This window comes from Streptococcus koreensis, from assembly GCF_003627135.1.
In the GTDB taxonomy this organism is placed as follows: domain Bacteria; phylum Bacillota; class Bacilli; order Lactobacillales; family Streptococcaceae; genus Streptococcus; species Streptococcus ilei.
The window spans coordinates 1,771,460-1,797,943 of record NZ_CP032620.1 but is presented as its reverse complement, the minus strand read 5'-3'; the positions used below and the strand labels follow the sequence as shown (position 1 = coordinate 1,797,943).

General features: G+C 44.5%; 20 protein-coding genes. 15 read left to right on the top strand and 5 right to left on the bottom strand.

Going from position 1 to position 26,484, the window contains the following annotated elements; all coding sequences use genetic code 11:
• Window positions 1-19: 19 nt before the first annotated feature.
• From birA to D7D50_RS08975, 3 genes are all read right to left on the bottom strand, one after another.
• Window positions 20-961: a bifunctional biotin--[acetyl-CoA-carboxylase] ligase/biotin operon repressor BirA gene (gene birA / locus D7D50_RS08985; RefSeq protein ID WP_120702063.1), complete on the bottom strand. Its 942-nt coding sequence runs from the start codon at window positions 959-961 to the stop codon at window positions 20-22.
• Between the two features lie 6 nt (window positions 962-967).
• Window positions 968-1,972 (bottom strand): LacI family DNA-binding transcriptional regulator, encoded by a 1,005-nt coding sequence (locus D7D50_RS08980; protein ID WP_120702061.1) that lies wholly within the window; start codon window positions 1,970-1,972, stop codon window positions 968-970.
• A 67-nt stretch (window positions 1,973-2,039) separates the two neighbouring features.
• On the bottom strand, window positions 2,040-2,873 hold the full coding sequence (locus D7D50_RS08975; protein WP_120702059.1) for an AraC family transcriptional regulator: 834 nt from the start codon (window positions 2,871-2,873) through the stop codon (window positions 2,040-2,042).
• 162 nt (window positions 2,874-3,035) lie between these two features.
• Here D7D50_RS08975 and D7D50_RS08970 point away from each other — a divergent pair, with 162 nt between their 5' ends.
• The 14 genes from D7D50_RS08970 to D7D50_RS08905 all read left to right on the top strand — a co-directional run bounded on the left by D7D50_RS08970 (window position 3,036) and on the right by D7D50_RS08905 (window position 24,383).
• Window positions 3,036-5,198 carry an alpha-galactosidase gene (locus D7D50_RS08970; RefSeq protein ID WP_023026675.1) on the top strand — a complete coding sequence of 721 codons (2,163 nt, stop codon included), beginning with the start codon at window positions 3,036-3,038 and terminating at the stop codon, window positions 5,196-5,198.
• 14 nt (window positions 5,199-5,212) lie between these two features.
• Window positions 5,213-6,472: an extracellular solute-binding protein gene (locus D7D50_RS08965; protein ID WP_120702057.1), complete on the top strand. Its 1,260-nt coding sequence runs from the start codon at window positions 5,213-5,215 to the stop codon at window positions 6,470-6,472.
• 13 nt (window positions 6,473-6,485) lie between these two features.
• Entirely contained in the window at window positions 6,486-7,352 is an 867-nt protein-coding gene (locus D7D50_RS08960) for a carbohydrate ABC transporter permease (protein WP_162614526.1), read from the top strand.
• Between the two features lie 13 nt (window positions 7,353-7,365).
• Complete coding sequence (locus D7D50_RS08955) at window positions 7,366-8,199, top strand: carbohydrate ABC transporter permease (protein WP_061590743.1); 834 nt, start codon at window positions 7,366-7,368, stop codon at window positions 8,197-8,199.
• A gap of 422 nt (window positions 8,200-8,621) precedes the next feature.
• Complete coding sequence (gene gtfA, locus D7D50_RS08950) at window positions 8,622-10,064, top strand: sucrose phosphorylase (RefSeq protein ID WP_120702368.1); 1,443 nt, start codon at window positions 8,622-8,624, stop codon at window positions 10,062-10,064.
• A 123-nt stretch (window positions 10,065-10,187) separates the two neighbouring features.
• Entirely contained in the window at window positions 10,188-12,599 is a 2,412-nt protein-coding gene (locus D7D50_RS08945) for a glycoside hydrolase family 3 N-terminal domain-containing protein (RefSeq protein ID WP_120702053.1), read from the top strand.
• A 238-nt stretch (window positions 12,600-12,837) separates the two neighbouring features.
• On the top strand, window positions 12,838-14,016 hold the full coding sequence (locus D7D50_RS08940) for a galactokinase (protein ID WP_418856466.1): 1,179 nt from the start codon (window positions 12,838-12,840) through the stop codon (window positions 14,014-14,016).
• Window positions 14,017-14,028: 12 nt separating this feature from the next.
• Window positions 14,029-15,501, top strand: a complete 1,473-nt coding sequence (gene galT, locus D7D50_RS08935) for a UDP-glucose--hexose-1-phosphate uridylyltransferase (RefSeq protein WP_120702051.1) — start codon at window positions 14,029-14,031, stop codon at window positions 15,499-15,501.
• Between the two features lie 64 nt (window positions 15,502-15,565).
• A complete protein-coding gene (gene galE, locus D7D50_RS08930) occupies window positions 15,566-16,564 on the top strand; it encodes a UDP-glucose 4-epimerase GalE (protein ID WP_120702049.1) in 999 nt (332 codons plus the stop codon).
• A gap of 129 nt (window positions 16,565-16,693) precedes the next feature.
• Window positions 16,694-17,278, top strand: coding sequence for a DUF1307 domain-containing protein (locus tag D7D50_RS08925; RefSeq protein WP_120702047.1), 585 nt, complete (start codon window positions 16,694-16,696; stop codon window positions 17,276-17,278).
• A 526-nt stretch (window positions 17,279-17,804) separates the two neighbouring features.
• Window positions 17,805-20,036 carry a glycoside hydrolase family 31 protein gene (locus D7D50_RS08920; RefSeq protein ID WP_023022900.1) on the top strand — a complete coding sequence of 744 codons (2,232 nt, stop codon included), beginning with the start codon at window positions 17,805-17,807 and terminating at the stop codon, window positions 20,034-20,036.
• A 67-nt stretch (window positions 20,037-20,103) separates the two neighbouring features.
• Entirely contained in the window at window positions 20,104-21,711 is a 1,608-nt protein-coding gene (locus tag D7D50_RS08915; protein ID WP_023022902.1) for an alpha-glucosidase, read from the top strand.
• 430 nt (window positions 21,712-22,141) lie between these two features.
• Window positions 22,142-22,870, top strand: coding sequence for an ABC transporter ATP-binding protein (locus D7D50_RS08910; RefSeq protein ID WP_023022904.1), 729 nt, complete (start codon window positions 22,142-22,144; stop codon window positions 22,868-22,870).
• Window positions 22,863-24,383 (top strand): ABC transporter permease/substrate-binding protein, encoded by a 1,521-nt coding sequence (locus tag D7D50_RS08905; RefSeq protein ID WP_120702045.1) that lies wholly within the window; start codon window positions 22,863-22,865, stop codon window positions 24,381-24,383. Before D7D50_RS08910 ends, D7D50_RS08905 begins: the two co-directional genes overlap by 8 nt.
• Window positions 24,384-24,446: 63 nt before the next feature.
• Here the strand turns inward: D7D50_RS08905 and D7D50_RS08900 are convergent, their stop codons facing one another.
• Complete coding sequence (locus D7D50_RS08900; protein ID WP_120702043.1) at window positions 24,447-24,779, bottom strand: glucuronide permease; 333 nt, start codon at window positions 24,777-24,779, stop codon at window positions 24,447-24,449.
• A gap of 35 nt (window positions 24,780-24,814) precedes the next feature.
• Window positions 24,815-25,354: a TetR/AcrR family transcriptional regulator gene (locus D7D50_RS08895; RefSeq protein ID WP_120702042.1), complete on the bottom strand. Its 540-nt coding sequence runs from the start codon at window positions 25,352-25,354 to the stop codon at window positions 24,815-24,817.
• A gap of 138 nt (window positions 25,355-25,492) precedes the next feature.
• On the opposite strand from D7D50_RS08895, the gene D7D50_RS08890 reads away from it, so the two are divergent.
• Window positions 25,493-26,407 (top strand): cation diffusion facilitator family transporter, encoded by a 915-nt coding sequence (locus D7D50_RS08890; protein WP_120702041.1) that lies wholly within the window; start codon window positions 25,493-25,495, stop codon window positions 26,405-26,407.
• Window positions 26,408-26,484 lie beyond the last annotated feature (77 nt).

Sequence of the window (26,484 nt, the reverse complement as noted above, 5' to 3'; positions counted from 1 at the left end):
TTGAGCATTTAGTTCTGTTTTATAAATCCCACTGCTTGAGGGAAATTTCTCCACTGTTGAGCCAGCGTTCTTGGCCGTCCGTCAGTTGGACTAGTAGTTGTCCACTGTCTGAGATATCCTTGGCCAGGCCTTGGTAGCTGGTCTGATTTTGTTCGAAGCGGACTTCCTTACCTAGGACTAGTGAGCGCTGCTTGTAGAGGTAGATGAGCTCCTCTTCTGGTGTGTTGAAAAATTCCTTCCAAATCTCAGCAATCAGTTCATTGCGGCTAATGGGCGGTTGGGAGTCAAAGAGGGAACCTGCCTTGTCCTTCAGTTCCGTAGGGAATTTGGTGATGGAAAAATTGAGACCGACTCCAATGATGACATCTGTAATAAGGCCTGTTTCAATGGAGCTAATGGCTTCAGTCAGAATGCCACCAACTTTTTTCCCCTTGTAGTAGATGTCATTGACCCACTTGATATCGATATCCAATAAGGCCAGATTTTTCAGGGCCTTGTAGATAGCAGCTGCGACCATGAGGGTATAGGCGGGAGCTTGATCAAAGGGGAGGTTGGGCTTGAGGTGGAGGGACATGTAGATACCCCCTTGAGAAGGACTGAAGTAGTCACGCCCAAAACGTCCCTTTCCAGCCATTTGGTAAGGAGCCAGATACAGAGTAGAGGAGTGTCCCCCAGCTTCCATGGCATTCTTGGCATCCAGCTGAGTGGATTGGCACTGGGGATTATAGGAGACTGTTAGGGGGCATTGCTCCTCGATAACTTGGGGGATTAGGAGATCTCCAGAAAGGATCTTATAGCCTCGATTTTTGATGGACTCAATCTCGATGCCTTCTTTTTCTAAACGCTGAATGGCCTTCCAGATTGATGTGCGAGACAGTCCCATTTCTTGGGCTAGTTGCTCGCCATTGACATAATCTTGAGCTTGGGCTAAGGTTTGGTATAAAATTTCGTGTGTTTTCATAGCTTCTTAACGTGTGCTTTCACGGATGGTAAGACGAGTGGCCAGAGTATGCATAGTTGGAATACCTGAATCTCCTCTTTGAAGGTCTTGTAAGAGACTGTGAATAGCCTGTTTCCCCATTTCTTCTGTGTAGACAGTGACGGTAGAAAGTGGCGGATAGACATGCTTAGCAATCGAGGTATCATTAAAGGAGATGAGACTGACCCGATCTGGAACAGGAATACTGGCTTCTTGAAGGGCACGGAGAGCCCCAACAGCCAAGGCATCGCTGGCCATGAAAAAGGCTGACGGAAGTCGATTTCCCAATTCATCAATCAATTCTTTCATCATATCATAGCCAGAGTCACTTGAGAAGTGACCTACACGGATATAATCTGGTTGATAGAGTTCTTTCTCTTCTAGAAAGTACTTAAAACTCATGTAACGGGGATCTGTTTGAAGAGGACGATTATCAGCGGTCGTTTCTTGGCCAACAAGGAGACCAATCTGGTTGTGGCCAGATTCTATCAAGTAAGCTAACGCTTGGTAGACGGATGTTTCAAAATCTGTCATAACACAGGTATGTCCATATACTAAAGTATTAGAGTCCACAAAGACGAGTTTTTTCTGATAGGATTCAAGTTGACGGATGGTTTCTGGGCTAAATTTACCTAGAGCGATAATTCCATCAGCTTTTTCAAGAGGTCCCCAATCTTCTAAGTTAAAGACACGGAAGATATCATGCCCGAGTTCTTGGGCTTGTTTTTCAATCCCAACTCGAATAGAGTAGTAATAAAGGTCCTCTAACTCTTCCTCTTCGGTCACCCATTCTAAAATAGCAATCCGGTAGCGTTTGCTTTGAAGAGGGTTATTTTTTCGATGTTTCTTTTGGTAATGGAGTTTCTCAGCCGTTTCGAAGATCAGTTTCCGAGTTGCATCACTAACTGATAGGTTTTGATCCTGGTTGAGGACGCGAGAGACCGTTGCCTGAGAAACGCCTGCTTTTTCTGCAATGTCTTTAATCGTTGCCATGGTTCATCCTTTATTGATTTCTACTTCCAGTATACTCTAAATACTAGTAAAAAGAAATAAATTTTTACTAAATTTTATGTTTACTTCGATATTGGCTAGGGGTGAGTTGGCTATAGGACTTAAAAGCCTTTGAAAAATAAAGGGGGTCTGAAAAGCCAACGGAGTAGGCAACAATCTTGATGCTTTCGTCTGTATTGGTCAGTAACTGCTGGGCACGTTGCATGCGGACCGAGTGCAAGAATTCCTTGGGAGAGATCTGGTGAAACTCCTTAAAAACAGTTGTTAGGTAGGAGCGATGGACATTGAGGTCATCAGCGATCTCTTGAATACTCAAATGATCTTTATTGTAATGCGTCTCAATCACATGCTTGCAGGTCAGGTAGAGTTGATAGGTTGGAGATGGATGGGTCCGATGGATATCAGGAGCCACTTCACTGATGAGAAAGAGCAATTCATAAATCTGAGAGAGAAGGTGGAGTTGGTAGTGTGAGGTCATCTTAGATGCCTCAGCCTTGTGGACAAGCTGCTCCATAAACTGGCCAATTCTATCTGTGTCCACCTCTGTTTTCTTTAGAAAGCCTTTTTCATGCAGGGTTGAAAAACGCATGAAATCACTTACTTTGGTGCCGCTGATACCAATCCAGTAGTAGGACCAAGGATCTTCGGCGTCTGCCTGGTAGTAGGTCACTTTATTTTTGGGGAGAAGGAAGAGATCTCCAGCTTCTAAGTGGATTTCTTTTTTATTGATGTGAAAGACGCCTTTTCCCTTGGTGATAAAATGTAGAACAAAATTGTCGCGGACGCTAGGTCCGAATTCGTAATTCTTTGGGCAATCTTCGTAGCCATAAAAATCAAGGGCTAGATCAATAGTGTCGGTTTGGTATTCAGAAAAGACTAACATGGCTGAACCTCCTACCTAACATTTTACCATATATGGCCAACAAAATTCTATTTTCGAAAGCGTTTACATCAAGTAAAATAAAGACATGTGAAAAAAGAAAGATATTGGAACTGCATTTAAAAACACATAGTGATATTTTGCAGGAACCAATGGGAGGAAGATATGGCAATTCGCATTGAGCAGAATTTGTTCTATATAGAGAGTAAGGGATTTAGTCTCATCCTTGAAAATCGTGATGGCTATCTGATGCTCAAGCATTTGGGACGACCAATTCCGTCCTATCATTTTTCCAATACCGTGTATGAGAAGGACCATGCTTTCTCTGGAAATCCAACACCTGACAATCGGACCTTTAGCTTGGATAGCCAGCGACAAATCTTGGGACAGCACGGACTTGGAGATTTTCGAAAGCCGTCGATTCAGATCCAGCACGGTACTACAGAGGTAACCGATTTCCTCTATGTTGGAGCAAACATCTATTCTGGCAGTGTCGAGGCGAGCGGTCTTCCTAACCCTCACTCGGTAGACAAAGCTGAAACCTTGGCCCTGGTCTTTGAAGATGATCAAGCGGCCCTGCGGTTGACTCTCTACTACACCGCTTACGAGGATCGGGCAACAATCACAAGTTTCGCAAAGATTGAAAACTGTAGTGACGAAACGGTTGTGATTCACAAGGCTCTTAGTGTGTTGGCCGATCTGCCTGCCGGTGACTACGACATCCTCACTCTACAAGGAGCCTATGCGAGAGAAAAAACAGTCCGCCGTCAGCAAGTGGAGCAAGGAATCTTCTCCATCAGCTCTAACCGTGGTGCTTCAGGACACGCCCAGACCCCGGCTCTGATTCTTGCTGATCATGAAGTGACAGAAGATGCGGGTTCTGCTCTTGCCTTCCAACTACTCTACAGTGGAAATTTTGAAGCTTTTGTTCAGAAAAATCAACTCAATGAAGTTCGGGTTGGACTAGGGATCAATCCTGAAAACTTCGCCTGGGAATTGGCACCAGATCAGAGCTTTGATACCCCAGTGGCCATGATCACATACTCCCATCAGGGATTGACCGGTCTTAGCCAAGAGAGCCAAGCGTTTGTTCAAAACCATATTATTCCAGCTCCGTTTGCTTATAAAGAACGTCCGATCCTCATCAATAACTGGGAAGCAACCTACTTTGATTTCAAAAAAGACAAATTATTGGAGCTAGCAGATGAAGCTCAAAAAGTGGGGATTGAACTCTTCGTTCTTGATGATGGCTGGTTTGGCAATCGGTATGATGACAATCGGGCCCTCGGTGACTGGACCGTCAATGAAGAAAAATTAGGAGGAAGCCTAGCAGAATTGATCCAGGGTATCCATGACAAGGGACTACAATTTGGCCTTTGGGTGGAGCCGGAAATGATTTCTGTTGATAGTGACCTCTATCGGGCTCATCCGGACTGGGCTATTCAAGTCCCAGGCTACGAACACACCTATTCACGGAATCAACTGGTACTCGATTTCTCAAATAGAGAAGTAGTGGACTATATCAAGCAGGTCTTGGATGACTTACTTGGAAACCATGAGATCGACTATATCAAATGGGACATGAACCGCAATATCACCAAGCTTGGAAATGGGAAAACCTACCTTGAAACCAAGACGCAATCTCATGCGTATATCTTGGGTCTCTATGAAGTGGTTTCCTACTTGACGGAGAAATACGACCAGGTTCTCTTTGAGTCTTGCTCCGGTGGTGGTGGTCGTAATGACCTTGGTATGTTGCGTTACTTCCCACAGGTCTGGGCGAGTGACAATACGGATGCCATGGCCAGACTTCCCATCCAGTATGGATCTAGCTATCTCTATCCAACCATTTCCATGGGGGCTCACGTATCAGCTGTGCCAAATCATCAGATGGGGCGGATCACACCGCTTGAAACGCGTGGGCATGTAGCCATGATGGGAAACCTGGGCTATGAATTGGATCTGACCAGCCTTTCTCAAGAAGAGTTGGCTACCATCAGTGCTCAAGTCGCTCACTACAAAACAATTCGACCAGTTGTCCAATTCGGACAACACTACCGCTTAATGAACCCTAGTCAAGGTGCCAATCAAGCAGCTGTCCAGTTTACTTATCAAGACCGCACGGTTGTAACCTATGTAAGGGTCTTATCAACAGTTGAAGAGATCGAGCCGACCTTGAAACTCAAAGGATTGGAAGAAGAGGCGCTCTATAGCTTAGAAGGGACGAACCAAGTCTATTCAGGAGCTGAGCTCATGTATGCGGGCTTAACCGTCGTTCTTCCTCAGGGAGATTTTCTCTCTAAACAATATGTTTTTGTCAAAAAATAAAAGGAGACAGCCAAATGAAATGGTATAAAAAAATCGGACTTCTTGCTACTACAGGCATAGCCTTGTTTGGGCTCGGTGCTTGCTCCAACGATGGTAAATCTGCGGATGGCACAGTGACCATCGAGTATTTCAACCAGAAAAAAGAAATGACCAAAACCTTGGAAGAAATCGCTCGTGATTTTGAAAAGGAAAACCCTAAGGTCAAGGTCAAAGTTGTCAATGTGCCGAACGCTGGTGAAGTATTGAAGACACGTGTCCTTGCAGGAGATGTGCCGGATGTGGTCAATATTTACCCACAGTCCATCGAACTGCAAGAATGGGCAAAAGCAGGTGTCTTTGAAGATTTGAGCAACAAGGACTATCTGAAACGCGTAAAAAATGGCTATGCTGAAAAATATGCAGTGAACGGAAAAGTTTACAACGTTCCTTTCACAGCTAATGCTTATGGCATCTATTACAATAAGGATAAATTCGAAGAACTGGGCTTGAAGGTTCCGGAAAACTGGGATGAATTTGAACAGTTAGTCAAAGACATCGTTGCTAAAGGACAAACACCATTTGGAATTGCAGGTGCAGATGCTTGGACACTTAATGGTTACAATCAATTAGCCTTTGCAACAGCGACAGGTGGAGGTGACGAAGCCAATCAATACCTTCGTTATTCTCAACCAAATGCCATTAAATTATCTGATCCGATTATGAAAGATGACATCAAGGTCATGGATATCCTTCGCATTAATGGTTCTAAGCAAAAGAACTGGGAAGGTGCCGGCTATACAGACGTTATCGGAGCCTTCGCACGTGGGGATGTCCTCATGACACCAAATGGGTCTTGGGCGATCACAGCGATTAATGAACAAAAACCGACATTTAAGGTTGGAACCTTCATGATTCCAGGGAAAGAAAAGGGACAAAGCTTAACGGTTGGTGCGGGAGACTTGGCATGGTCTATCTCAGCTACCACCAAACATCCCAAAGAAGCCAATGCCTTTGTGGAATACATGACCCGTCCAGAAGTCATGCAAAAATACTACGATGTGGACGGATCTCCAACAGCGATCGAAGGGGTCAAACAAGCAGGAGAAGATTCACCGCTTGCTGGTATGACCAAATATGCCTTTACGGATCGTCACTTGGTCTGGTTGCAACAATACTGGACCAGTGAAGCAGACTTCCATACCTTGACCATGAACTATGTCTTGACCGGTGATAAACAAGGAATGGTCAATGATTTGAATGCCTTCTTTAACCCGATGAAAGCGGATGTGGATTAGGAGTAGAGAGACTATGAAAAAAGTATTACAAAAATATTGGGCATGGGCTTTTGTGGCCATCCCCCTCTTGTTACAAGCAATTTTCTTCTATGTGCCGATGTTTCAAGGAGCCTTTTACAGTTTTACCAACTGGACAGGATTGACTTATAACTACAAATTTGTCGGCTTAAACAACTTTAAGCTCCTCTTCATGGATCCAAAATTCATGAATGCGATTGGCTTTACGGTGATCATCACGATTGCCATGGTGGTTGGGGAGATTGCTCTTGGGATCTTCATTGCGCGTGTCTTGAACTCTAAAATCAAAGGCCAAACCTTCTTCCGTGCTTGGTTCTTCTTCCCTGCCGTTTTGTCTGGTTTGACAGTGGCTTTGATCTTCAAGCAAGTCTTCAACTACGGCCTACCAGCGATTGGGAATGCCCTTCACATTGAGTTTCTCCAAACCAGTCTACTCGGGACTAAGTGGGGAGCGATCTTTGCGGCTGTCTTTGTCCTTCTTTGGCAAGGGGTGGCTATGCCCATCATTATCTTCCTAGCTGGTTTGCAATCCATTCCAACTGAGATTACAGAAGCAGCAAGGATTGATGGCGCGACTAGTAAGCAAGTCTTCTGGAACATTGAATTGCCTTACTTGCTACCAAGTGTCTCTATGGTCTTTATCCTAGCCCTAAAAGGTGGGCTAACCGCCTTTGACCAAGTCTTTGCCATGACCGGTGGTGGTCCAAACAATGCCACAACCTCACTTGGGCTCTTGGTTTATAACTATGCCTTTAAAAACAACCAATTCGGTTATGCCAATGCCATTGCCGTAATCTTGTTCTTCTTGATTGTAGTGATTTCGATCATCCAATTGAGAGTATCTAAGAAATTTGAAATTTAAGAGGAGAAGCACGATGAAACAAGATGAAAGAAAAGCCATGATTGGCAAATACATTCTATTGATTCTAGGATCGGTTCTGATTTTAGTGCCGCTCCTTGCCACCCTCTTTAGTTCCTTCAAACCCACCAAGGATATTGTAGATAATTTCTTTGGCTTTCCAACCAACTTCACATGGGACAACTTTAGCCGTCTCTTGGCTGATGGCATCGGAGGCTATTACTGGAACTCAGTCGTTATCACGGTCTTGTCTCTCCTTGCTGTGATGATCTTTATCCCGATGGCAGCCTACTCTATTGCTCGCAATATGAGTAAGAGAAAAGCCTTTACCATCATGTATACCCTCTTAATCCTTGGAATCTTCGTACCCTTCCAAGTAATCATGATCCCGATTACCGTTATGATGAGCAAACTCGGTTTGGCCAACACCTTTGGTTTGATCTTGCTCTACTTGACCTATGCGATTCCACAGACCCTCTTTCTCTATGTGGGCTATATCAAGATCTCTATTCCAGAAAGTTTGGATGAAGCAGCAGAGATCGATGGTGCGAATAAATTTACAACCTATTTCCGCATCATCTTCCCAATGATGAAACCCATGCATGCGACAACCATGATCATCAATGCCCTTTGGTTCTGGAATGACTTCATGTTGCCACTCCTTGTTTTGAACCGGGATTCCAAAATGTGGACCTTGCCTCTGTTCCAATACAACTACGCAGGCCAATATTTCAACGACTACGGACCAAGCTTTGCTTCTTACGTGGTCGGCATTATCAGTATCACCATTGTCTATCTCTTCTTCCAACGCCATATCATCGCAGGAATGAGCAACGGCGCAGTGAAATAAGATACAAAGGGACGATTCAGCTTGCTGAAAATTTCTGTAGAAAAATAGGAAATCGACGTAGTGTGCTTGCACACAAGAAGATTTATCTTTTTTCCTAAGAAATTAGTCCCGTGTTCAATTCCAGATACAAAGGGACGATTCAGCTTGCTGAAAATTTCTGTAGCACCCTAGGGCATCCACATCCGTAAACGACTGAAGTAGTAACGGCTGTGGAAATATAGGGAATCTGAATAAGAAGCCTTGGCTTCTTGGAGGATTCATCTTTTTCACACAGAGCTTAGGGCGTGTTCAATTTCGTATACAAAGGGACGATTCAGCTTGCTGATTTCAATCGTATCCTAGAAAGCAATTCTAAAATAGAAAAACTCAAGAAAGCCAGGTCTCTTCAGACTTGGCTTTCAAATAAAGGAAAGGAAACCATTATGCCAATTCAAAATAAAACCATGTTAATTACTTACTCAGACAGCTTGGGAAATAACCTCAAGGACCTCTATGAAAATCTGGAGAAATATTTTGGAGATGCAGTAGGTGGGGTTCACCTCTTGCCATTTTTCCCCTCTACAGGAGACCGAGGCTTTGCGCCTGTGGACTATGATCAAGTAGATCCAGCCTTTGGAGATTGGGAAGATGTCAAACGCCTGGGCGAAAAGTACTATCTCATGTTTGACTTTATGATCAATCACATTTCCCGTCAGTCTAAATACTACAAAGATTATCAAGAGAAGCATGACCAAAGTGCTTACAAGGATCTTTTCCTCAACTGGGACAAGTTCTGGCCGGAGAATCGTCCAACTCAAGCGGATGTTGACTTGATTTATAAGCGCAAGGATCGAGCTCCCAAGCAAGAAATTACCTTTGCGGATGGGACAACTGAGCATCTCTGGAATACCTTCGGGGAAGAGCAGATTGACCTGGACGTGACCAAGGAAGTGACCATGGACTTTATTCGCAAGACCATCGAACATTTGGCGAGCAATGGTTGTGACCTCATTCGTTTAGATGCTTTTGCCTATGCAGTCAAGAAGTTGGACACCAATGATTTCTTTGTGGAGCCAGATATTTGGGACTTGCTGGACAAGGTGCGCGATATGGCAGCCAGTTATGGAGCTGAGCTCCTGCCAGAGATCCATGAGCACTATTCCATCCAGTTTAAGATTGCCGATCACGGCTATTATGTCTATGACTTTGCCCTTCCAATGGTGACCCTCTATACCCTCTATAGCTCAAAAGTGGAACGCCTTGCTAAGTGGTTGAAGATGAGTCCGATGAAGCAATTCACGACACTCGACACTCATGACGGAATTGGGGTGGTCGATGTCAAGGATATCTTGACAGATGAAGAGATTGACTATGCTTCAAATGAGCTCTACAAGGTAGGAGCGAATGTGAAACGCAAATATTCAACAGCAGAATACAATAACTTGGACATCTACCAAATCAACTCAACTTATTATTCAGCCCTTGGAGATGACGATCGCAAGTATTTCCTAGCCCGTTTGATTCAAGCCTTTGCGCCAGGCATTCCACAAGTTTATTATGTTGGATTTTTAGCTGGAAAGAATGATTTGGAACTCTTAGAAAACACAAAAGAAGGACGCAATATCAACCGTCATTACTACAGCAATGAAGAAATTGCTCAAGAAGTAGAGCGTCCAGTCGTACAATCTCTTCTCAAGCTCTTTAGCTTCCGGAACCATTCCTCAGCTTTTGACTTAGAAGGAAGGATCGAGGTGGAAACACCTGATGAACATACCATTGTCATCACTCGTCAAAACAAAGACCAGACTGTCACAGCAAGAGCCCGAATCAATCTCGCTGATGGCACTTACCAAGTGACAGAAAACGGTCAAGAAATCGTATTTTAAAAAATAAGAAACTAGATAAGGATAAGTGAAGAAACGCTTATCCTTTTTTAAGTTTAGAATATGTAACCGTTTACACAACTATAAAATAGTGGTACAATATCCATGAAGAAAGGAGGTCGCTTTATGAAAAAAATCATTTATCCATCTGCGGCCCTATTAACGGCTTTTGCTCTATTATCGGTCCAAACAGCAAAGGCAGACACAGCTCAAGCACCGGATCAAGGCAATGAACCGGCAGCAACAGTAGAGGAGGTTGTGGCTTCTCCAGCTCCAGAAACCTCCACAGAAAATCAGGGAGGGGTGTCAGATACGTCAACTGTGACTGATCGTGAAGCAGTCACAGCAGCTTCCCCAACGGAAACAACAAGGGAGACGGCATCTCCTCAAGTGGAAAAACTGCTTGAAGACATGCCTCTCAAGCAAAAGGTTACGCAAATGATCATGCCGGACTTCCGTAAGTGGCAGGAGGCAGGTCAGGAGTCGCCACAAGATCTCACTAAGGTCAATGCTGAAGTGGCAGAGGCTATTGATAAGTATGACTTTGGAGGTGTCATTCTTTTCGCTGAGAATGTGAAAGAAACCAAGCAGACCCTAGCTCTGACCCAAGATATGCAAAAGGCAGCTATTGAAAACAAGGCCAATAACGGGAAGATTCCGCTATTGTTAGCGATTGACCAAGAAGGGGGCATCGTCTATCGATTGGGTAGCGGTACAGCTCTCCCCGGAAATATGGCCATTGGAGCGACCAATGATCCCAAGTTAGCGACAGAAGCTGGACAAATTATTGGTCGAGAGCTTTCTGCACTAGGTTTGAATGTGGACTTCGCTCCGGTGTTAGATACCAATAACAATCCTCAAAACCCTGTCATTGGGCTTCGTTCCTTCTCCTCTGATCCAAACCGGGTTGCTTACTTAGGTATTCCGATGATGAAAGGGATTCAAGACTACAATGTCGCTGTAGCTGCTAAGCATTTCCCAGGTCATGGAGATACAGCAGTCGATTCCCATACGGGTCTCCCATTGGTGGATAAATCTCTTGCCGAACTTGAAAAATTGGAACTCCTTCCATTCAAAAAAGCCATGGATGCTGGCGTAGACCTCTTGATGACGGCTCATATCCAATACCCACAGATTGAAAAAGATCAGGTTGTGTCAAAAGAAACTGGTGAGAAAATTTATGTTCCAGCGACACTCTCTGATGATATTTTAACGGGCTTGGTACGGAAGAAATACGGCTATAAGGGTGTGATTGTTTCTGATGCCATGGGAATGGATGCTATCGCTAAGAACTTCGGTGAAGTCGAGGCTGTAAAAATGGCCATCAAGGCAGGAGTTGATTTGGTTTTGATGCCAACGACCCTTCGCAGTAAAACCGATTTAAGCAAGATTGATACCATTGTCGATGAAGTGGTGCGTGCGGTGCAAACGGGTGACATTTCAGAAGAACGTTTAAATGAGTCGGTTCGTCGGATCCTCACCCTCAAAGAAAAACGCGGGGTCCTGAATTTTGATCCAAGTGCTCGGACGGCTGAAAAAGCAGAAGAAGCAGTCGGCTCTACCCTCAATCGTGACTTGGAACGCAAGATTGCGGCAGCAGCGGTGACGGTTGTAAAAAATGAAGACCATACCTTACCATTTAAGGTTCAAAAAGGAGATCATGTCCTCCTCTTAGGAGCGTTTGAAAATGAAGTCCCTGGACTAAATTTGGGCATTCGTCGCTTAATCGCGGATGGAGTGCTTCCAAAAGATACCTCCTTTGTGGCGAAGAACTTCACCAAAGAATCCACCCTTGATAGTCTAAAAGAAGACCTCGAAAAAGCCACTCACATCGTAGTGATTTCAGAGATCGGTTATGAAGGGCAACTGGATAAAGATTTCTGGCGAACCAAGATCCCAACTGAAATCGTCCATTATGCCAACACCAACCACAAGAAGGCAGCTGTCCTTTCCATCTCTAAACCTTATGATGTAGCCAACTATCCAGCAGCCAAAGCTATTCTAGCAGTCTATGGAAATAAGGGAATGGATCCGACAGAATCCCTCAAACCAGACAATGCCTTCGGTCCTAATATTCCTGCAGGAGTGGAAGTCATCTTCAATGGCAAGGAACACCTAGGTACCTTGCCGGTGGATATTCCAAAAATTGTAGATGGAAAAATGTCGGAAACAGAGTATGCTTACCGTATTGGTCATGGTCTCTTCTATCCAGCACCTGCTCCATTACCAACACCAGAAGCCCAAGACCCAACTTCACCAGTTCTAGATCCAACCCATCAGACAAAACCAGTAGTGGCTGGAAACACAGAAACACAGGTCCTTCTTAGCAAGCAAGAAAACGCAAGCTCTCTTGATGGTCCACAAGTTCGTCCGGTCTCTGTATCACATGACACTGCTCAGGCTCCTGCAAGTGTATCTGCTAGTCCTGCTTCATCGGTATTGCCAAAGACCGGTCAAACCGAGAACCTCCTAGCCCTTATGGGTGTCAGCCTCTTAACCTTCCTTGGATCTTTTGTCTATCCAAGAAAGAAAAACTAAGGAATGAAGAATCTCAATTGGGTCACTCCCAATTGAGATTTTTTTGGTAAAACTTTACTAAAATTAATTTGAAATAGAAAAATTTAAGAGATTGAAGTAGCGCGGGAAATCTCTATTGTAGGTTTTTTTAATCCAATATTAAAAATAAATAAAATTTTACTAAAAATACTTGAAGTTTTACATTTAATTGTTTATAATACAAGTATAAAAACGTTTACAAAACTAAAAGGAGTTTCTCATGACTACATCAATCACGTCTCAAGATTTACAAGAAAAGTTTCAGGCTGTCTTTGGCGAGAAGGCTGATCATACCTTCTTTTCACCAGGACGGATTAATTTGATCGGTGAACACACAGACTACAACGGAGGGCATGTCTTCCCAGCAGCCATTACGCTTGGTACCTACGGGGCAGCAAGAAAGCGTGAGGACAAGATTTTGCGTTTCTTCTCAGGAAATTTTGAAGACAAGGGGATTATTGAAGTCCCACTGGATCATCTTCGTTTTGAAAAAGAGCACAACTGGACCAACTATCCAAAAGGTGTGCTCCATTTCTTGCAAGAAGCGGGACACGTCATTGATAGCGGCATGGACGTCTATGTCTACGGCAATATTCCTAATGGATCAGGCCTCTCCTCTTCAGCTTCCTTAGAGCTCTTGATTGGCGTCATCGCTGAGAAACTATTTGATCTTCAGTTAGACCGCTTAGATCTGGTTAAGATCGGGAAACAAACCGAAAATCACTTCATCGGGGTTAATTCTGGTATCATGGACCAATTTGCCATCGGTATGGGGGCTGATCAACGGGCTATTTATCTCGATACCAACACCCTAGAATATGATTTGGTACCGCTGGATCTCAAAGACAATGTCGTGGTCATCATGAATACCAACAAACGCCGGGAATTAGCTGATTCCAAATACAATGAACGCCGTGCAGAATGTGAAACCGCCGTCTCTGAACTCCAAGATAAACTAGACATCCAAACCTTAGGGGAATTGGATCTCTGGGCTTTTGATGCTTACAGCTACTTGATCAAGGATGAAAATCGCATCAAACGGGCTCGTCATGCTGTACTTGAGAACCAACGGACCCTCCAAGCACGCAAGGCGCTTGAAGCAGGTGATTTGGAAGGCTTTGGCCGTCTCATGAATGCTTCCCACGTATCTTTGGAGCATGACTACCAAGTGACTGGTCTAGAATTGGATACCTTAGTGCATACAGCTTGGGAACAAGAAGGAGTGCTTGGTGCTCGTATGACGGGAGCAGGCTTTGGTGGGTGTGCCATCGCCCTTGTCAACAAAGATAAGGTTGAGGCTTTTGAAGAAGCTGTCGGCAAACGTTATGAGGAAGTCGTTGGCTATGCGCCAAGCTTCTATATTGCAGAGGTTGCGGCAGGAACACGGGTGCTCGATTAAAAAGGAGATAGGATGACAGAACAGGTATTAGATGCATTTGTCACAGCTGTTATTGCGGCAAGTGACTACCAAGAGATGGATCGGATCTATCTAAAAAATCGTGTCATGAGTCGCATCGGAGAAGAAGGGCTAGACGCACCAGTTCATAACTCAGATGTGATCTCACTCAAAGAGCAGCTGGTGGAAATCGCTGTTGCCAATAGCAAGATCCAAGATAGCATGGCCACAAAGGACAGCTTGGGAGCGGAGTTGATGGATTGGATCACCCCAAGTCCTAGTCAGGTCAACCGCTATTTCTGGGAGACTTACGGTCAGTCCAAGGAAGACGCGATTGCTGATTTCTACGCCCTCTCTAAGCGCAATGATTACATCAAGGTCAAGGCGATTGCACAAAACATTGCTTTTGAGGCAGAAACTCCCTATGGCTCCCTTGAAATCACCATCAATCTGTCAAAACCTGAAAAAGATCCTAAAGACATCGCAGCGGCGAAGCTGGCTAAAGCTAGTCATTATCCAGCCTGCCAACTGTGCTTTGAAAATGAAGGCTATCAAGGTCGCCTAGACCATCCTGCCCGTGCCAATCATCGGATCATCCGCTTTGACATGGACGGTCATGATTGGGGCTTTCAATATTCCCCTTATGCCTACTTTAATGAACACTGCATTTTCCTCGATAGCCAACATGTCCCTATGGCCATTAGCCGCAAAACCTTTGAGCGACTCTTGACCATTGTCGAAACTTTTCCAGGCTATTTTGCAGGCTCCAATGCTGATCTACCCATTGTAGGGGGATCCATCCTGACTCATGACCATTACCAAGGCGGACGCCACACCTTCCCTATGGAGCTGGCAGAGCTTGACCAAACCTTTACCATTCCTGGCTTCGAAGAGGTTCAAGTGGGCATCGTTCGTTGGCCAATGTCAGTCTTGCGTCTACAGTCAGATAACAAGGAAGAGCTGATTAACTTGGCAGACCATATTTTAGAAAGCTGGCGAGGTTACTCGGATCCAGCTGTGCAAGTCCTAGCCACATCTAACGGTCAACCCCATCATACCATTACCCCCATTGCACGAATCCGTGATGGGCATTATGAACTGGACTTGGTGCTCCGTGACAACCAAACCTCACCAGAGCATCCAGATGGCATTTACCACCCGCATGCGGATGTGCAACACATCAAAAAAGAAAATATCGGCCTGATCGAAGTCATGGGCTTGGCGATTTTGCCACCTCGTCTCAAGGAAGAGCTCAAGCAGGTTCAAGACTATCTGCTTGGACGTGAAAACACTGTAGCGACCTACCACCAAGAATGGGCAGATGACTTGAAAGCTACTCACCCATCCATCATAGACGAAGCAGAGGCAGAAGCTATTGTTCGTGAATCAGTCGGTCAGATCTTTGCGCGCGTGCTCGAAGATGCCGGTGTCTACAAGCGAACAGCTGAAGGGCAAGCAGCCTTTAGACGCTTTGTCGCGACACTTTAAGTGTGGAGAAGAGGCAGAAATTTGGTACAATAAGAGAGAAGACAAAGAAGCGAAAGGAAAACAAATGGCAATACTCGTACTCGGAGGAGCTGGCTATATCGGTTCCCACATGGTAGACCGTTTGGTCAATGAAGGACAGGAAAAAGTCGTCGTGGTCGATAGCCTGGTCACAGGCCACCGTGCAGCGGTGCATCCAGATGCCGTCTTTTACCAAGGAGACCTAGTGGATCAAGACTTCATGCGCATGGTTTTTAAGGAACATGCAGATATTGATGCGGTCATCCACTTTGCGGCCTACTCACTGGTCGCTGAGTCTATGGCAGATCCATTGAAATATTTTGACAACAATACAGCTGGCATGGTCAAACTCTTGGAAGTCATGCATGAATGTGGGGTTCACTACATCGTCTTTTCTTCAACCGCAGCCACCTACGGCATTCCAGAAGAAATTCCGATCCTTGAAACCACTCCGCAAAAACCGATTAATCCCTATGGCGAAAGCAAGCTCATGATGGAAACCATTATGCGCTGGGCCGATCAAGCCTATGGTATCAAGTATGTCCCCCTTCGTTACTTTAATGTAGCGGGTGCCAAACCAGATGGATCCATTGGTGAAGACCATGGACCAGAGACCCATCTCCTGCCAATCGTCTTACAAGTGGCTCAAGGCAAACGTGAAAAGATCGCCATTTTTGGAGATGACTACAAGACACCAGATGGCACCAATGTTCGGGACTACGTCCATCCATTTGATTTAGCTGATGCCCATCTACTAGCTGTGGAGTATCTGCGTAATGGCAATCCATCTACCGCCTTTAATCTGGGCTCATCGACAGGATTTTCTAATCTTCAAATCGTTGAAGCAGCCCGCAAGGTGACGGGACATCCGATTCCGCTTGAGATTGCAGACCGCAGACCAGGAGATCCAGATACCCTGATCGCATCTTCTGAGAAGGCGCGTGCGATCCTCGGATGGCAACCAAAATTTGATAATATCGAAACCATCATCCAAACAGCCTGGGCATGGCATTCCAGCCACCCAGATGGGTACAATGATCGGTAAGGAGGGGACTGCGTCCATCATTTTTGAGGGTTTTCTTATAACATCTATATCTACAGTTGATCTTGCCAAATGACTGGTTTCAGACGTCAGTCATTTCCTAAATCATCATAAAATAGTGAGGGATTCAAAATGAATAAAACTGTAAAAACAGTAGCCATCTTATTGTCAGCTGGTCTTCTCTTAGTTGGTTGTGCGTCAAAAGAGAAACCAAAATCTACCGCTCAAACGTCCACTAAAGCGACGACGAAAGCGACAACTGAGTCATCAACTAAAGCAAAGACCAAAAATTCATCAACTGATGAGGTTAAAGAAGAGGACTCAAGAGTAGGTGCCCAAAAAACGGTTCTCGAAACCAGTGATGAAGCAGGTAAGTCAACCGTAACCTTGTATTACAAGGGAGATACTTTATTAGTACAAGAAAAGGTTGATGATTATAATATTTCAAAAATGGATGGAGATAACCCTCTTGAAGAAATGAAAGAAGCCGTTGCCATAAGCCAAGAAAAATTCAAAGATCTGATAGGTAACGGATTTGAACTGACATCAGAATACAAAGACGGTATCTTCTATATCTACAATACAATTGATTACACGAAAATCGATTTGCAAAAGCTAAAAGAAATCGTTCCAGGCTTTAATCCTCTAAATGACAGTACAGTTAGTTATTCTGTGACGAAAGAAAGTCTCATTAACAGTGGTATGGTCGAAAAATAATGTTTTGATATTCTAAGCGGTTCTGCACCCCAAAAAGTTAGACAGAAAAACTAACTTTTGGGGTGTTTTGTTATGAAGGTCTCTTTGTTTGTTAGAGCAGGAGGATATCGGAGAAATTTAATGGGACTGGGGGGAAAGACTTGCTCAACCCAATTACCAAAAGGGATCGCAGGAGGAGATGTGGGGGCAGGACAACGAAGCAATCCTATACAACAGTGCTTCTGTCCAGCTCCCTATTTTGACTTTATCCGCAGACGCCCTTTGTATCTTGATTTAGTCATGGAACTTCCTGGATTGCTGAAATCATCCACTGGATAATTTCACCTAACGTCCGTCCTCAAGGTCGTCAAGAATCTCTTGATCAATTGGGGAAGTTGATCTTATAAAATTTTAGGAAAGGCTTTGTCAAGTGTTGACAGGCCTTTTTTTGAGTGCTATAGTAAAATCGTAAACGCTTACACAGTAGAACGAAGTAGATGAAAAGAGGGGCAAGTTAGATGCCTTATAAAAAGAGGAGAAAAAACAAATGGCAGGACCAGTGATAGTTGGAGAGCACTACCGAATCTCCGTGTTAACGGAATCTTTGGTGCGCTTGGAATATTCAGAGAATGGTGTTTTTGAGGATGGACAGACGCAAGTTGTGCAAGATAGAGATTTTGGACCAGTTTCTTGTGAGATCACAGAGACCGAAGAGGTCCTCGATCTGCATACGGAGCATCTCCACCTTCATTTTGAAAAGGGACCTTTTGCACCGGATCGGCTTTTTATCGAACTCAAGGGCCAGTATGCAGTCTATGGTAGCCGATGGCACTATGGGGATCGGCCTGAGACCTTAAAGGGGACCAGTCGGACGCTCGATGAGGTCGATGGAGCTATGGAGTTGGAAGATGGGATTTTAAGCAAAGCAGGCTATGCTCTTTTGGACGATTCTGCTTCTTATTTGTATGATGTCGAAAGCGGATTTAGAGCACGGTCATGCCCAGAAGTGGATTTGTATTTCTTCGGTTATGGGCGCGATTATCTAGGGGCCTTGAAAGATTTTTACCATCTGACGGGACAGCCACCCCTCTTGCCACGATATGCTCTGGGAAACTGGTGGAGCCGGTATTGGCCTTATACCAGTCAGGAATACACAGATTTGATGGATCGTTTCAAGGCTGAAGGGGTACCTCTAGCTGTCAGCGTGATCGATATGGACTGGCACAAGACGGAGATTCCTGCTCGCTTTGGAAGTGGTTGGACGGGCTATAGTTGGAACCGGGACTTGATTCCTGATCCAGCTGCCTTCTTACATGGTTTGCATAAGCGTGGTTTAAAGGTGACCTTAAATGTCCATCCAGCCGATGGCATTCGCGCCTTTGAAGATGCTTACCCCATGGTCGCAAAACGCTTGGGATTAGATGCGGAAAAAGAAGAAGCGGCTAGCTTTGACTTTTACAGTCCAGCCTTTCGCGAAGCTTATTTCGAAGATGTCCACCATCCCTTGGAAAATCAAGGAGTCGACTTTTGGTGGATTGATTGGCAACAGGGAAGTCATGGCAAGATGGATCCACTTTGGTTGTTAAATCACTATCATTATCTAGACAATTGTCGAACAGGTCAAGCTGGTCTCATCTTATCACGTTATGGGGGACCTGGAAGCCACAGGTATCCAATCGGTTTTTCAGGGGATACCATTGTGACTTGGGAATCCCTAGCCTTTCAACCCTATTTTACCAGCACAGCTTCAAATATCGGCTACACGTGGTGGAGTCACGATATTGGTGGCCATATGCGGGGTTACTATGATGAAGACTTGGCTCTTCGCTGGTTGCAGTTTGGGGTCTTCAGCCCGATCAATCGTCTCCATAGTTCTTTTAATGCCTTTAACAGCAAGGAACCGTGGTTTTACTCGCCTGAGACCTGTCGCTTGATGAAGCGGTATTTGCGCCTGCGCCACAGCTTACTACCTTATCTTTACACCATGAATGTGGCGACGCATGAAGAAGGACTGCCTTTGGTTCAACCCCTTTATTACCATTATCCAAACCAAGAAGAGGCTTATGAGGCTAAAAATCAATATTTCTTTGGCAGTGAACTCATGGTGGCGCCAATTACAGAGAATCTGGATCCTGTCTATCATAGTGCTTCTGTGAGTGTTTGGTTCCCAGACGGAGTATGGTATGATTTCTTCCATGATTGGAAGTACGAAGGAAAAGGCAAACTCACAGTCTTTAGAGCTAGCCAGGATATTCCGGTCTTTGCGCGTGCAGGAGCCATTATCCCTATGGATGCACAACCGCAGACAGGGGTAGAGCTTCCAGAAATGCTGGACTGGCATCTCTTCCCAGGTGACAATCGTTCCTTCGTACTCGTTGAAGGAGAAGGAGCTAGCAAGGTTGAAACCCGCCTAACTGTCAATTGGGATGAAAGAAAGATTAGGCTGGATTTAACAGGTGATATAGCCTTGCTTCCTGAAAAGAGACAGCACCAGTTCTTCCTCCATACCTTTGAGACAGCCCCTATCTTAGTGGACAATCAGAGTCAGGAAATTGCGATGGGTGAGTTGCAATCGCGTCCTACTGCCAAAGAAGATCGGATGTTTGAGCTCTTGAAATCTGCCAACTTGGCCTACGATAGGAAGAATGAATTATTTGCGGCTTGTTCAACAGCCAAGGATTGGAAACAGTTGATGAAGATCATCACACCTTTAGAGGAAGGGTTGCGTCAACGTTTCTTTGAAGTGATTTATTCCAGTGAAGAGAATGAAGACTTGTAAATTCTTGCAATTTCACCCTTATTTTTGTAAGATGAAAGTGATTTCATAAGCATAAAGGAGAAGGAAAATGGAACAAAAATGGTGGCATAATGCCGTAATTTACCAAGTATATCCCAAAAGTTTCAAGGATAGTAATGGGGATGGGATCGGAGATCTCAAAGGGATCACAAGCAAGCTAGACTACTTAGAAAAATTAGGGATCACAGCCATCTGGCTTTCACCGGTCTACAAAAGTCCCATGGATGATAACGGCTATGACATCTCAGATTACGAGGATATTGCCTCCATTTTTGGAACGATGGAAGATATGGAAGAATTGATCGCAGAAGGGCATAAGCGCAAGATCAAAATCATCATGGACTTGGTGGTCAACCATACCTCTGATGAGCATGCTTGGTTTATCGAAGCGCGTGAAAATCCAGACAGTCCAAAGCGGGATTTCTATATTTGGCGGGATGAGCCAAATGGCATTATATCTGCTTTTAGTGGCTCTGCTTGGGAATTTGATGAGACCTCAGGTCAATACTACCTGCACAACTTTAGTAAGAAGCAACCAGACCTCAACTGGGAAAACGAGGAGCTTCGTCATCAGATTTATGACATGATGAATTTCTGGATTGACAAGGGCATTGGTGGTTTCCGTATGGATGTCATCGATATGATCGGCAAGATCCCAGATCAGGAAATCATCAGCAATGGTCCCATGCTCCATCCTTACTTGAAGGAAATGAATCAAGCCACCTTTGGCGATAAGGATCTGCTCACCGTAGGAGAAACTTGGGGGGCGACACCTGAGATTGCTAAGCAATATTCTAATCCAAAAAATCAAGAATTGTCCATGGTCTTCCAATTTGAACACATCGGTCTTCAATACCAACCGGGTCAACCAAAATGGCACTACGCTAAGGAATTGGATGTGCCAAAATTGAAAGAAATTTTCACCAAGTGGCAGACGGAATTAGGAAAAGACGAAGGCTGGAATTCCCTCTTTTGGAACAACCACGATCTCCCACGCATCGTGTCAACTTGGGGGGATGATGGCGACTATCGGGTCAAATCTGCTAAGGCTTTGGCCATTCTGCTTCACTTGATGAAGGGAACTCCTTATATCTATCAAGGGGAAGAAATCGGGATGACCAATTATCCATTTAAGACCCTCGAGGATGTAGAAGATATTGAGTCAATCAACTATGCCCATGAAGCCTTAGAAAAAGGAGTGCCACTTGAAGTGATCATGGATCAGATCCGTCATATTGGTCGGGACAATGCACGGACACCGATGCAGTGGAATCATGAAGCAGAAGCTGGCTTTACGACAGGTCGTCCCTGGCTTGCGGTCAACCCAAACTACAAAGAGATTAATGTAGAAGCTGCCTTAGCAGATCCAGACTCCATTTTCTATACCTACCAAGCTCTCGTTGCCTTACGAAAAGAGCAGCCTTGGCTTGTGACGGCTCATTATGAATTGGTGGACGCAGTAGACAAGGTCTTTGCCTATAAGCGGGTAGAAGGAGAGCAAGTCTATTTGGTTGTGGTCAATCTCTCAAGCCAAGAGCAAGAGTTACCGCTGGTTAATGGAGTTGAGAAGGTCATCATTTCCAATACCAAGGTAGAGCAAGTACTTGAATCCGGAAAATTAGCCCCTTGGGATGCCTTCTGTGTCAAGTTGGCCTAATGAAGGTAAGAAAAGAGAGTGGCACAGAAATCGGTCATTCGTTAGAATTCGATTTCGTCGTCCCACCTCCGCACAGCTTCAACAGTCTGGGAGACTGTTGAAGGTTGCAGATAAAGGAAACATAGTTTCCGTCAACATAGGGCATCTTTGAAGCTTAAAAAGCGAATAAAGACTTAGGATACTTGCTTCGCAAGTTCTATCCGCCACCTCAAAGCAGTGCTTTGAGCACTCAACAACTGCGTCTTGCTCGACAATCCAAAGACAATTGAGAGGCTGGGACTTTTGTCCCAGCCTCTTTTTCATATATATAATTTCAAATCAAAATCGTTGACAGATGTAATATCTAGTATTACAATGTTATGATAATGATTACACTCTTATAAAAAGTGGGATAAGAATCTTAGCTTTTAAGAAGATGGTGAGGAAGAACATGATTGAATACAAAAATGTAGTCCTGCGCTACACGGATACTGACATTTTAAAAGATGTCAATCTCCGTATTGAGCAGGGAGAATTTATGGTCTTGGTAGGACCTTCAGGATCTGGAAAAACCACCATGCTCAAGATGATCAATCGGCTTTTGGAACCGACAGATGGCAATATCTATATGGATGAAAAACGCATCAAGGACTATGATGAACGAGAGTTACGTCTCAGTACCGGTTATGTCCTTCAGGCCATCGCTCTATTTCCAAACCTAACTGTCGCTGAGAATATTGCTCTCATTCCTGAAATGAAGGGCTGGAGCAAGGAACAAATTGCCTCTAAAACAGAAGAACTCTTGGACAAGGTGGGTCTGCCCGCTACAGATTATGCTCATCGCTTACCAAGCGAGTTATCAGGTGGGGAGCAACAGCGGATTGGTATTGTGCGGGCCATCATTGCAGAACCAAAGATTCTATTGATGGACGAGCCCTTCTCAGCTTTAGATGCTATTTCTCGCAAGCAGCTACAGGCTCTTACCAAAGACTTGCACAAAGAATTTGGTATGACGACTATTTTCGTTACTCATGATACGGACGAGGCATTGAAATTAGGCGATCGGATTGCGGTTCTACAAGAAGGAGAGATTGTACAGGTGGCGAATGCTGAGACCATTCTAGCCCAGCCAGTCAACGACTTTGTTGCGGATTTATTTGGAGGTGTTCACCATGTCTAAACTACTTGCAACCTTCCAAGAACGCTTTGGAGACTGGGTCACTGCACTGGGACAACATTTGCAACTGTCATTACTGACCTTGCTCCTTGCTATCTTTCTAGCTGTTCCACTGGCTATTTATTTAAGTAGTCGCAAGAGAGCGAGCAACTGGGTCCTACAGTTAGCTGGAATCTTCCAGACCATTCCTTCCATGGCCCTTTTGGGGCTCTTCATTCCCATCATGGGGATTGGGACGCTTCCGGCCTTGACAGCTCTGGTTATCTACGCCCTTTTCCCCATCCTTCAAAATACCATTACCGGTTTGCAAGGGATTGACCCAAGCCTCGAAGAAGCAGGGATCGCCTTTGGGATGACCAAGTGGGAACGACTCAAGAAGTTTGAGATTCCCTTGGCCATGCCCGTCATCATGTCTGGGATTCGGACAGCAGCTGTGATGATTATCGGGACGGCTACCCTTGCTGCCTTGATTGGAGCAGGGGGACTTGGTTCCTTTATCCTTCTGGGAATTGACCGCAATAATGCCAGTCTGATTTTGATTGGGGCCTTGTCTTCTGCCTTCTTAGCCATCGCTTTTAACCTGCTTCTTAAATGGATGGAAAAGGCCAAATTGCGGACCATCTTTGCGGCCTTTGCTGTGATGGTTATTGGATTAGGAGCTTCTTATACACCAAGTCTTCTTCCCAAACCGAAAAAAGAAAACCTGGTCATCGCTGGTAAGTTAGGTCCAGAACCTGAAATTCTAGCCAATATGTACAAGATTTTGATCGAAGAAAACACGGATATGACAGTGACCGTCAAACCAAATTTTGGAAAGACCACCTTCCTCTATGAAGCTCTGAAAAAAGGGGATATCGCTATCTATCCAGAGTTTACAGGGACCGTGACCGAAAGTCTCCTCAAGCCGGCGCCGCAAGTCAGTCATGATCCAGAAACAGTCTATCAAGCGGCCCGAGATGGGATCAAGAAACAAGACGACCTGGCCTTCCTCAAACCCATGGCTTATCAGAATACCTATGCTGTCGCAGTGCCTAAGAAAATTGCCCAAGAGTATGGCCTCAAGACCATTTCCGATTTGAAAAAGGTGGAAGGAGAACTCAAGGCAGGATTTACGCTAGAGTTTAATGATCGAGAGGATGGGAACAAGGGCTTGAAAAAGGTCTATGGTCTTAATCTACAAGTCTCCACCATGGAGCCAGCCCTTCGCTACCAGGCTATCCAGTCCGGTGATATCCAGATAACAGATGCCTACTCAACGGATGCCGAGCTTGCTCGCTATGACCTCGTGGTCCTCGAAGATGACAAGCAACTCTTCCCTCCTTATCAAGGGGCCCCACTGATGAAAGCTGAATTACTCGAAAAACATCCAGAATTGGAGTCTGTTCTTAATAAACTGGCTGGAAAAATCACAGCAGATCAAATGAGCCAGCTCAACTACCAAGTGGGTGTGGAAGGTAAGTCAGCTAATCAAGTAGCGCGTGATTTTTTGATTCAGGAAGAGATGACCAAGAAATAGATTTTTAAAGGAGTATTAGCTTAATTTATGAGTATGAAAAAAAGGATCAAAAGATCCTTTTTTTCATACTAAGGCTAACAAGATAGTAAGTACCAGAGCGATTCCAATCCGAATGACATGATGGGCTAGATGGAAGTTTTCTTTGTGCTTGCCATTCCAATAGGCTCCATAGCAAATCAAGCTAACTCCGATCAGCCAAATGAATAAAGCAACAATTGGCAAAAGGAAGTAGAGGATGAGAGAGAAGGTCGCAAGGCCACTTCCGATGAGGAGAAATGTATTTCCTAGAGTGTGATTCCCTTTTTTAACTTCAGTAAGAGAAGCCAATAAGTGAAGAAGAGCAAAAGCAAGGGCTAAGAAGGCTGTAAAAAAGCCGAGAAGAATGGGGAGGAGCATAAGATTCCCTTTCTAACTAGAATAATAATATATTTTTATTTAGTTGTCATTTCCATGACGTCTAAATAAAAGCTAACAACTTCTTGCTCGTTATAAGATTTCCCTTTTTTCAACCACCAGGTCAAGGTTTCAATGAAGTTGGTGATGACAAAGTGTTTGAGGTAAGAAGTGGGGATCCTAGGATGGGATGTTTTTAAATCATCCGCCACCATCGGCAAGACATGGGTTTCTAATTCCTTATGGAGCTGACGGAGGAAGTAGTCATTTTTTGATAGGAGAAGGCTGGTTACATGATCTTTGTTTTTCCTGAAATGGAGAAAAATATGAGCCAAGTAATCTTCTGCCGAGACATGAGCTTCACGTTCAAACAAATGATGAAAGAGATAATGGCAGAGTTCGTCTAGCAAGAGTTCCTTGCTCGGGTAGTGGCTGTAAAAAGTAGAGCGACCAACATCCGCTAGGTCGATGATATCTTGGACAGTGGTTGCTTCGTAGCCTTTCTCATTTAATAGCTGTAAGAAGGCTGTATAGATGGATTTTTTTGTTTTGGTGATGCGACGGTCAATCTTTGTCATATAGACACTTTGAACAAAGTGTTCAGTATCTTACAAACTGAACAGAATGCTCCTATCCTTTCTTTCCATTGTAGGAGATAATAATAGTAAGGGAATGATTCTATTCCAATTATACCATATACCAGAGGAGGTAAAAAATTGAGTTCTAAATGTGCCATTTGGCTAGCCTTTCTCTTAAATTTTAGCTTTGCCATTATCGAATTTATCTTTGGTGGACTCTTTGGCTCCAGTGCTGTTCTCGCTGATTCTGTCCATGACTTGGGGGATGCTCTAGCCATTGGCCTCTCGGCCTTTCTAGAAACGATCTCCAATCGTCAAGAAGATAGTCGCTATACCCTAGGCTACAAGCGTTTTAGCTTATTAGGGGCTTTAGTAACGGCAGTCATTCTGATGACCGGGGCTGGTATGGTGATTTTAGAAAATGTAAGCAAGCTTTTCCACCCTCAGCCCGTCAATGACGAAGGGCTTCTTTGGTTGGGAATTATTGCTATCAGTGTCAATGTGCTGGCGAGTCTGGTCATTCGCAAGGGACAAACCAAGAATGAATCCATTCTCAGCCTGCATTTTTTGGAAGATACCTTGGGTTGGTTGGCCGTCATCCTGATGGCCATTGTCCTCCGATTTACTGACTGGTATATCCTAGATCCCCTCTTGTCTCTTGCTATTTCCTTCTTTATTCTGTCCAAAGCCATTCCACGTTTTTGGAGCACCGTTAAGATTTTCTTGGATGCTGTGCCAGAAGGGGTAGATATCAAGCAAGTTAAGAATGATTTAGAGCAGTTGGACCATGTCGCTAGTATCAATCAGCTTAATCTTTGGACCATGGATGGACTAGAGAAAAATGCTATTGTTCATGTTTGTCTCAAACGTATGGAGCAGATGGTGGTCTGTAAAGAAGAGATCCGTGCCTTGCTCAAAGAGAGGGGATTTCAAAATGTCACCATCGAAGTGGATGAAGACCTAGCAACTCACCGCGCCCACAAGCGAAATATCGAAGAGCTGGAAGCCAGTCAAAGTCATGGACATGATCACCACCACCATCACCATCATTAATGGAAATCGATCATTCCTTTGTTGAGGATATTTTAGAAATCATCGATTTAATATATTGACTCCTGATTCAAATTGTG

Bases quoted from the DNA above. Each gene is read 5' to 3' on its own strand.
- D7D50_RS08910 (WP_023022904.1), top strand. From the start codon at position 22,142: ATGATTGAATACAAAAATGTAGTCCTGCGCTACACGGATACTGACATT.
- D7D50_RS08965 (WP_120702057.1), top strand. From the start codon at position 5,213: ATGAAATGGTATAAAAAAATCGGACTTCTTGCTACTACAGGCATAGCC.
- D7D50_RS08905 (WP_120702045.1), top strand. From the start codon at position 22,863: ATGTCTAAACTACTTGCAACCTTCCAAGAACGCTTTGGAGACTGGGTC.
- D7D50_RS08970 (WP_023026675.1), top strand. From the start codon at position 3,036: ATGGCAATTCGCATTGAGCAGAATTTGTTCTATATAGAGAGTAAGGGA.
- galE (WP_120702049.1), top strand. From the start codon at position 15,566: ATGGCAATACTCGTACTCGGAGGAGCTGGCTATATCGGTTCCCACATG.
- D7D50_RS08900 (WP_120702043.1), bottom strand. From the start codon at position 24,779: ATGCTCCTCCCCATTCTTCTCGGCTTTTTTACAGCCTTCTTAGCCCTT.
- D7D50_RS08980 (WP_120702061.1), bottom strand. From the start codon at position 1,972: ATGGCAACGATTAAAGACATTGCAGAAAAAGCAGGCGTTTCTCAGGCA.
- D7D50_RS08895 (WP_120702042.1), bottom strand. From the start codon at position 25,354: ATGACAAAGATTGACCGTCGCATCACCAAAACAAAAAAATCCATCTAT.
- galT (WP_120702051.1), top strand. From the start codon at position 14,029: ATGACAGAACAGGTATTAGATGCATTTGTCACAGCTGTTATTGCGGCA.
- D7D50_RS08960 (WP_162614526.1), top strand. From the start codon at position 6,486: ATGAAAAAAGTATTACAAAAATATTGGGCATGGGCTTTTGTGGCCATC.
- D7D50_RS08975 (WP_120702059.1), bottom strand. From the start codon at position 2,873: ATGTTAGTCTTTTCTGAATACCAAACCGACACTATTGATCTAGCCCTT.
- D7D50_RS08925 (WP_120702047.1), top strand. From the start codon at position 16,694: ATGAATAAAACTGTAAAAACAGTAGCCATCTTATTGTCAGCTGGTCTT.
- D7D50_RS08915 (WP_023022902.1), top strand. From the start codon at position 20,104: ATGGAACAAAAATGGTGGCATAATGCCGTAATTTACCAAGTATATCCC.
- D7D50_RS08920 (WP_023022900.1), top strand. From the start codon at position 17,805: ATGGCAGGACCAGTGATAGTTGGAGAGCACTACCGAATCTCCGTGTTA.
- gtfA (WP_120702368.1), top strand. From the start codon at position 8,622: ATGCCAATTCAAAATAAAACCATGTTAATTACTTACTCAGACAGCTTG.
- D7D50_RS08945 (WP_120702053.1), top strand. From the start codon at position 10,188: ATGAAAAAAATCATTTATCCATCTGCGGCCCTATTAACGGCTTTTGCT.
- D7D50_RS08940 (WP_418856466.1), top strand. From the start codon at position 12,838: ATGACTACATCAATCACGTCTCAAGATTTACAAGAAAAGTTTCAGGCT.
- birA (WP_120702063.1), bottom strand. From the start codon at position 961: ATGAAAACACACGAAATTTTATACCAAACCTTAGCCCAAGCTCAAGAT.
- D7D50_RS08955 (WP_061590743.1), top strand. From the start codon at position 7,366: ATGAAACAAGATGAAAGAAAAGCCATGATTGGCAAATACATTCTATTG.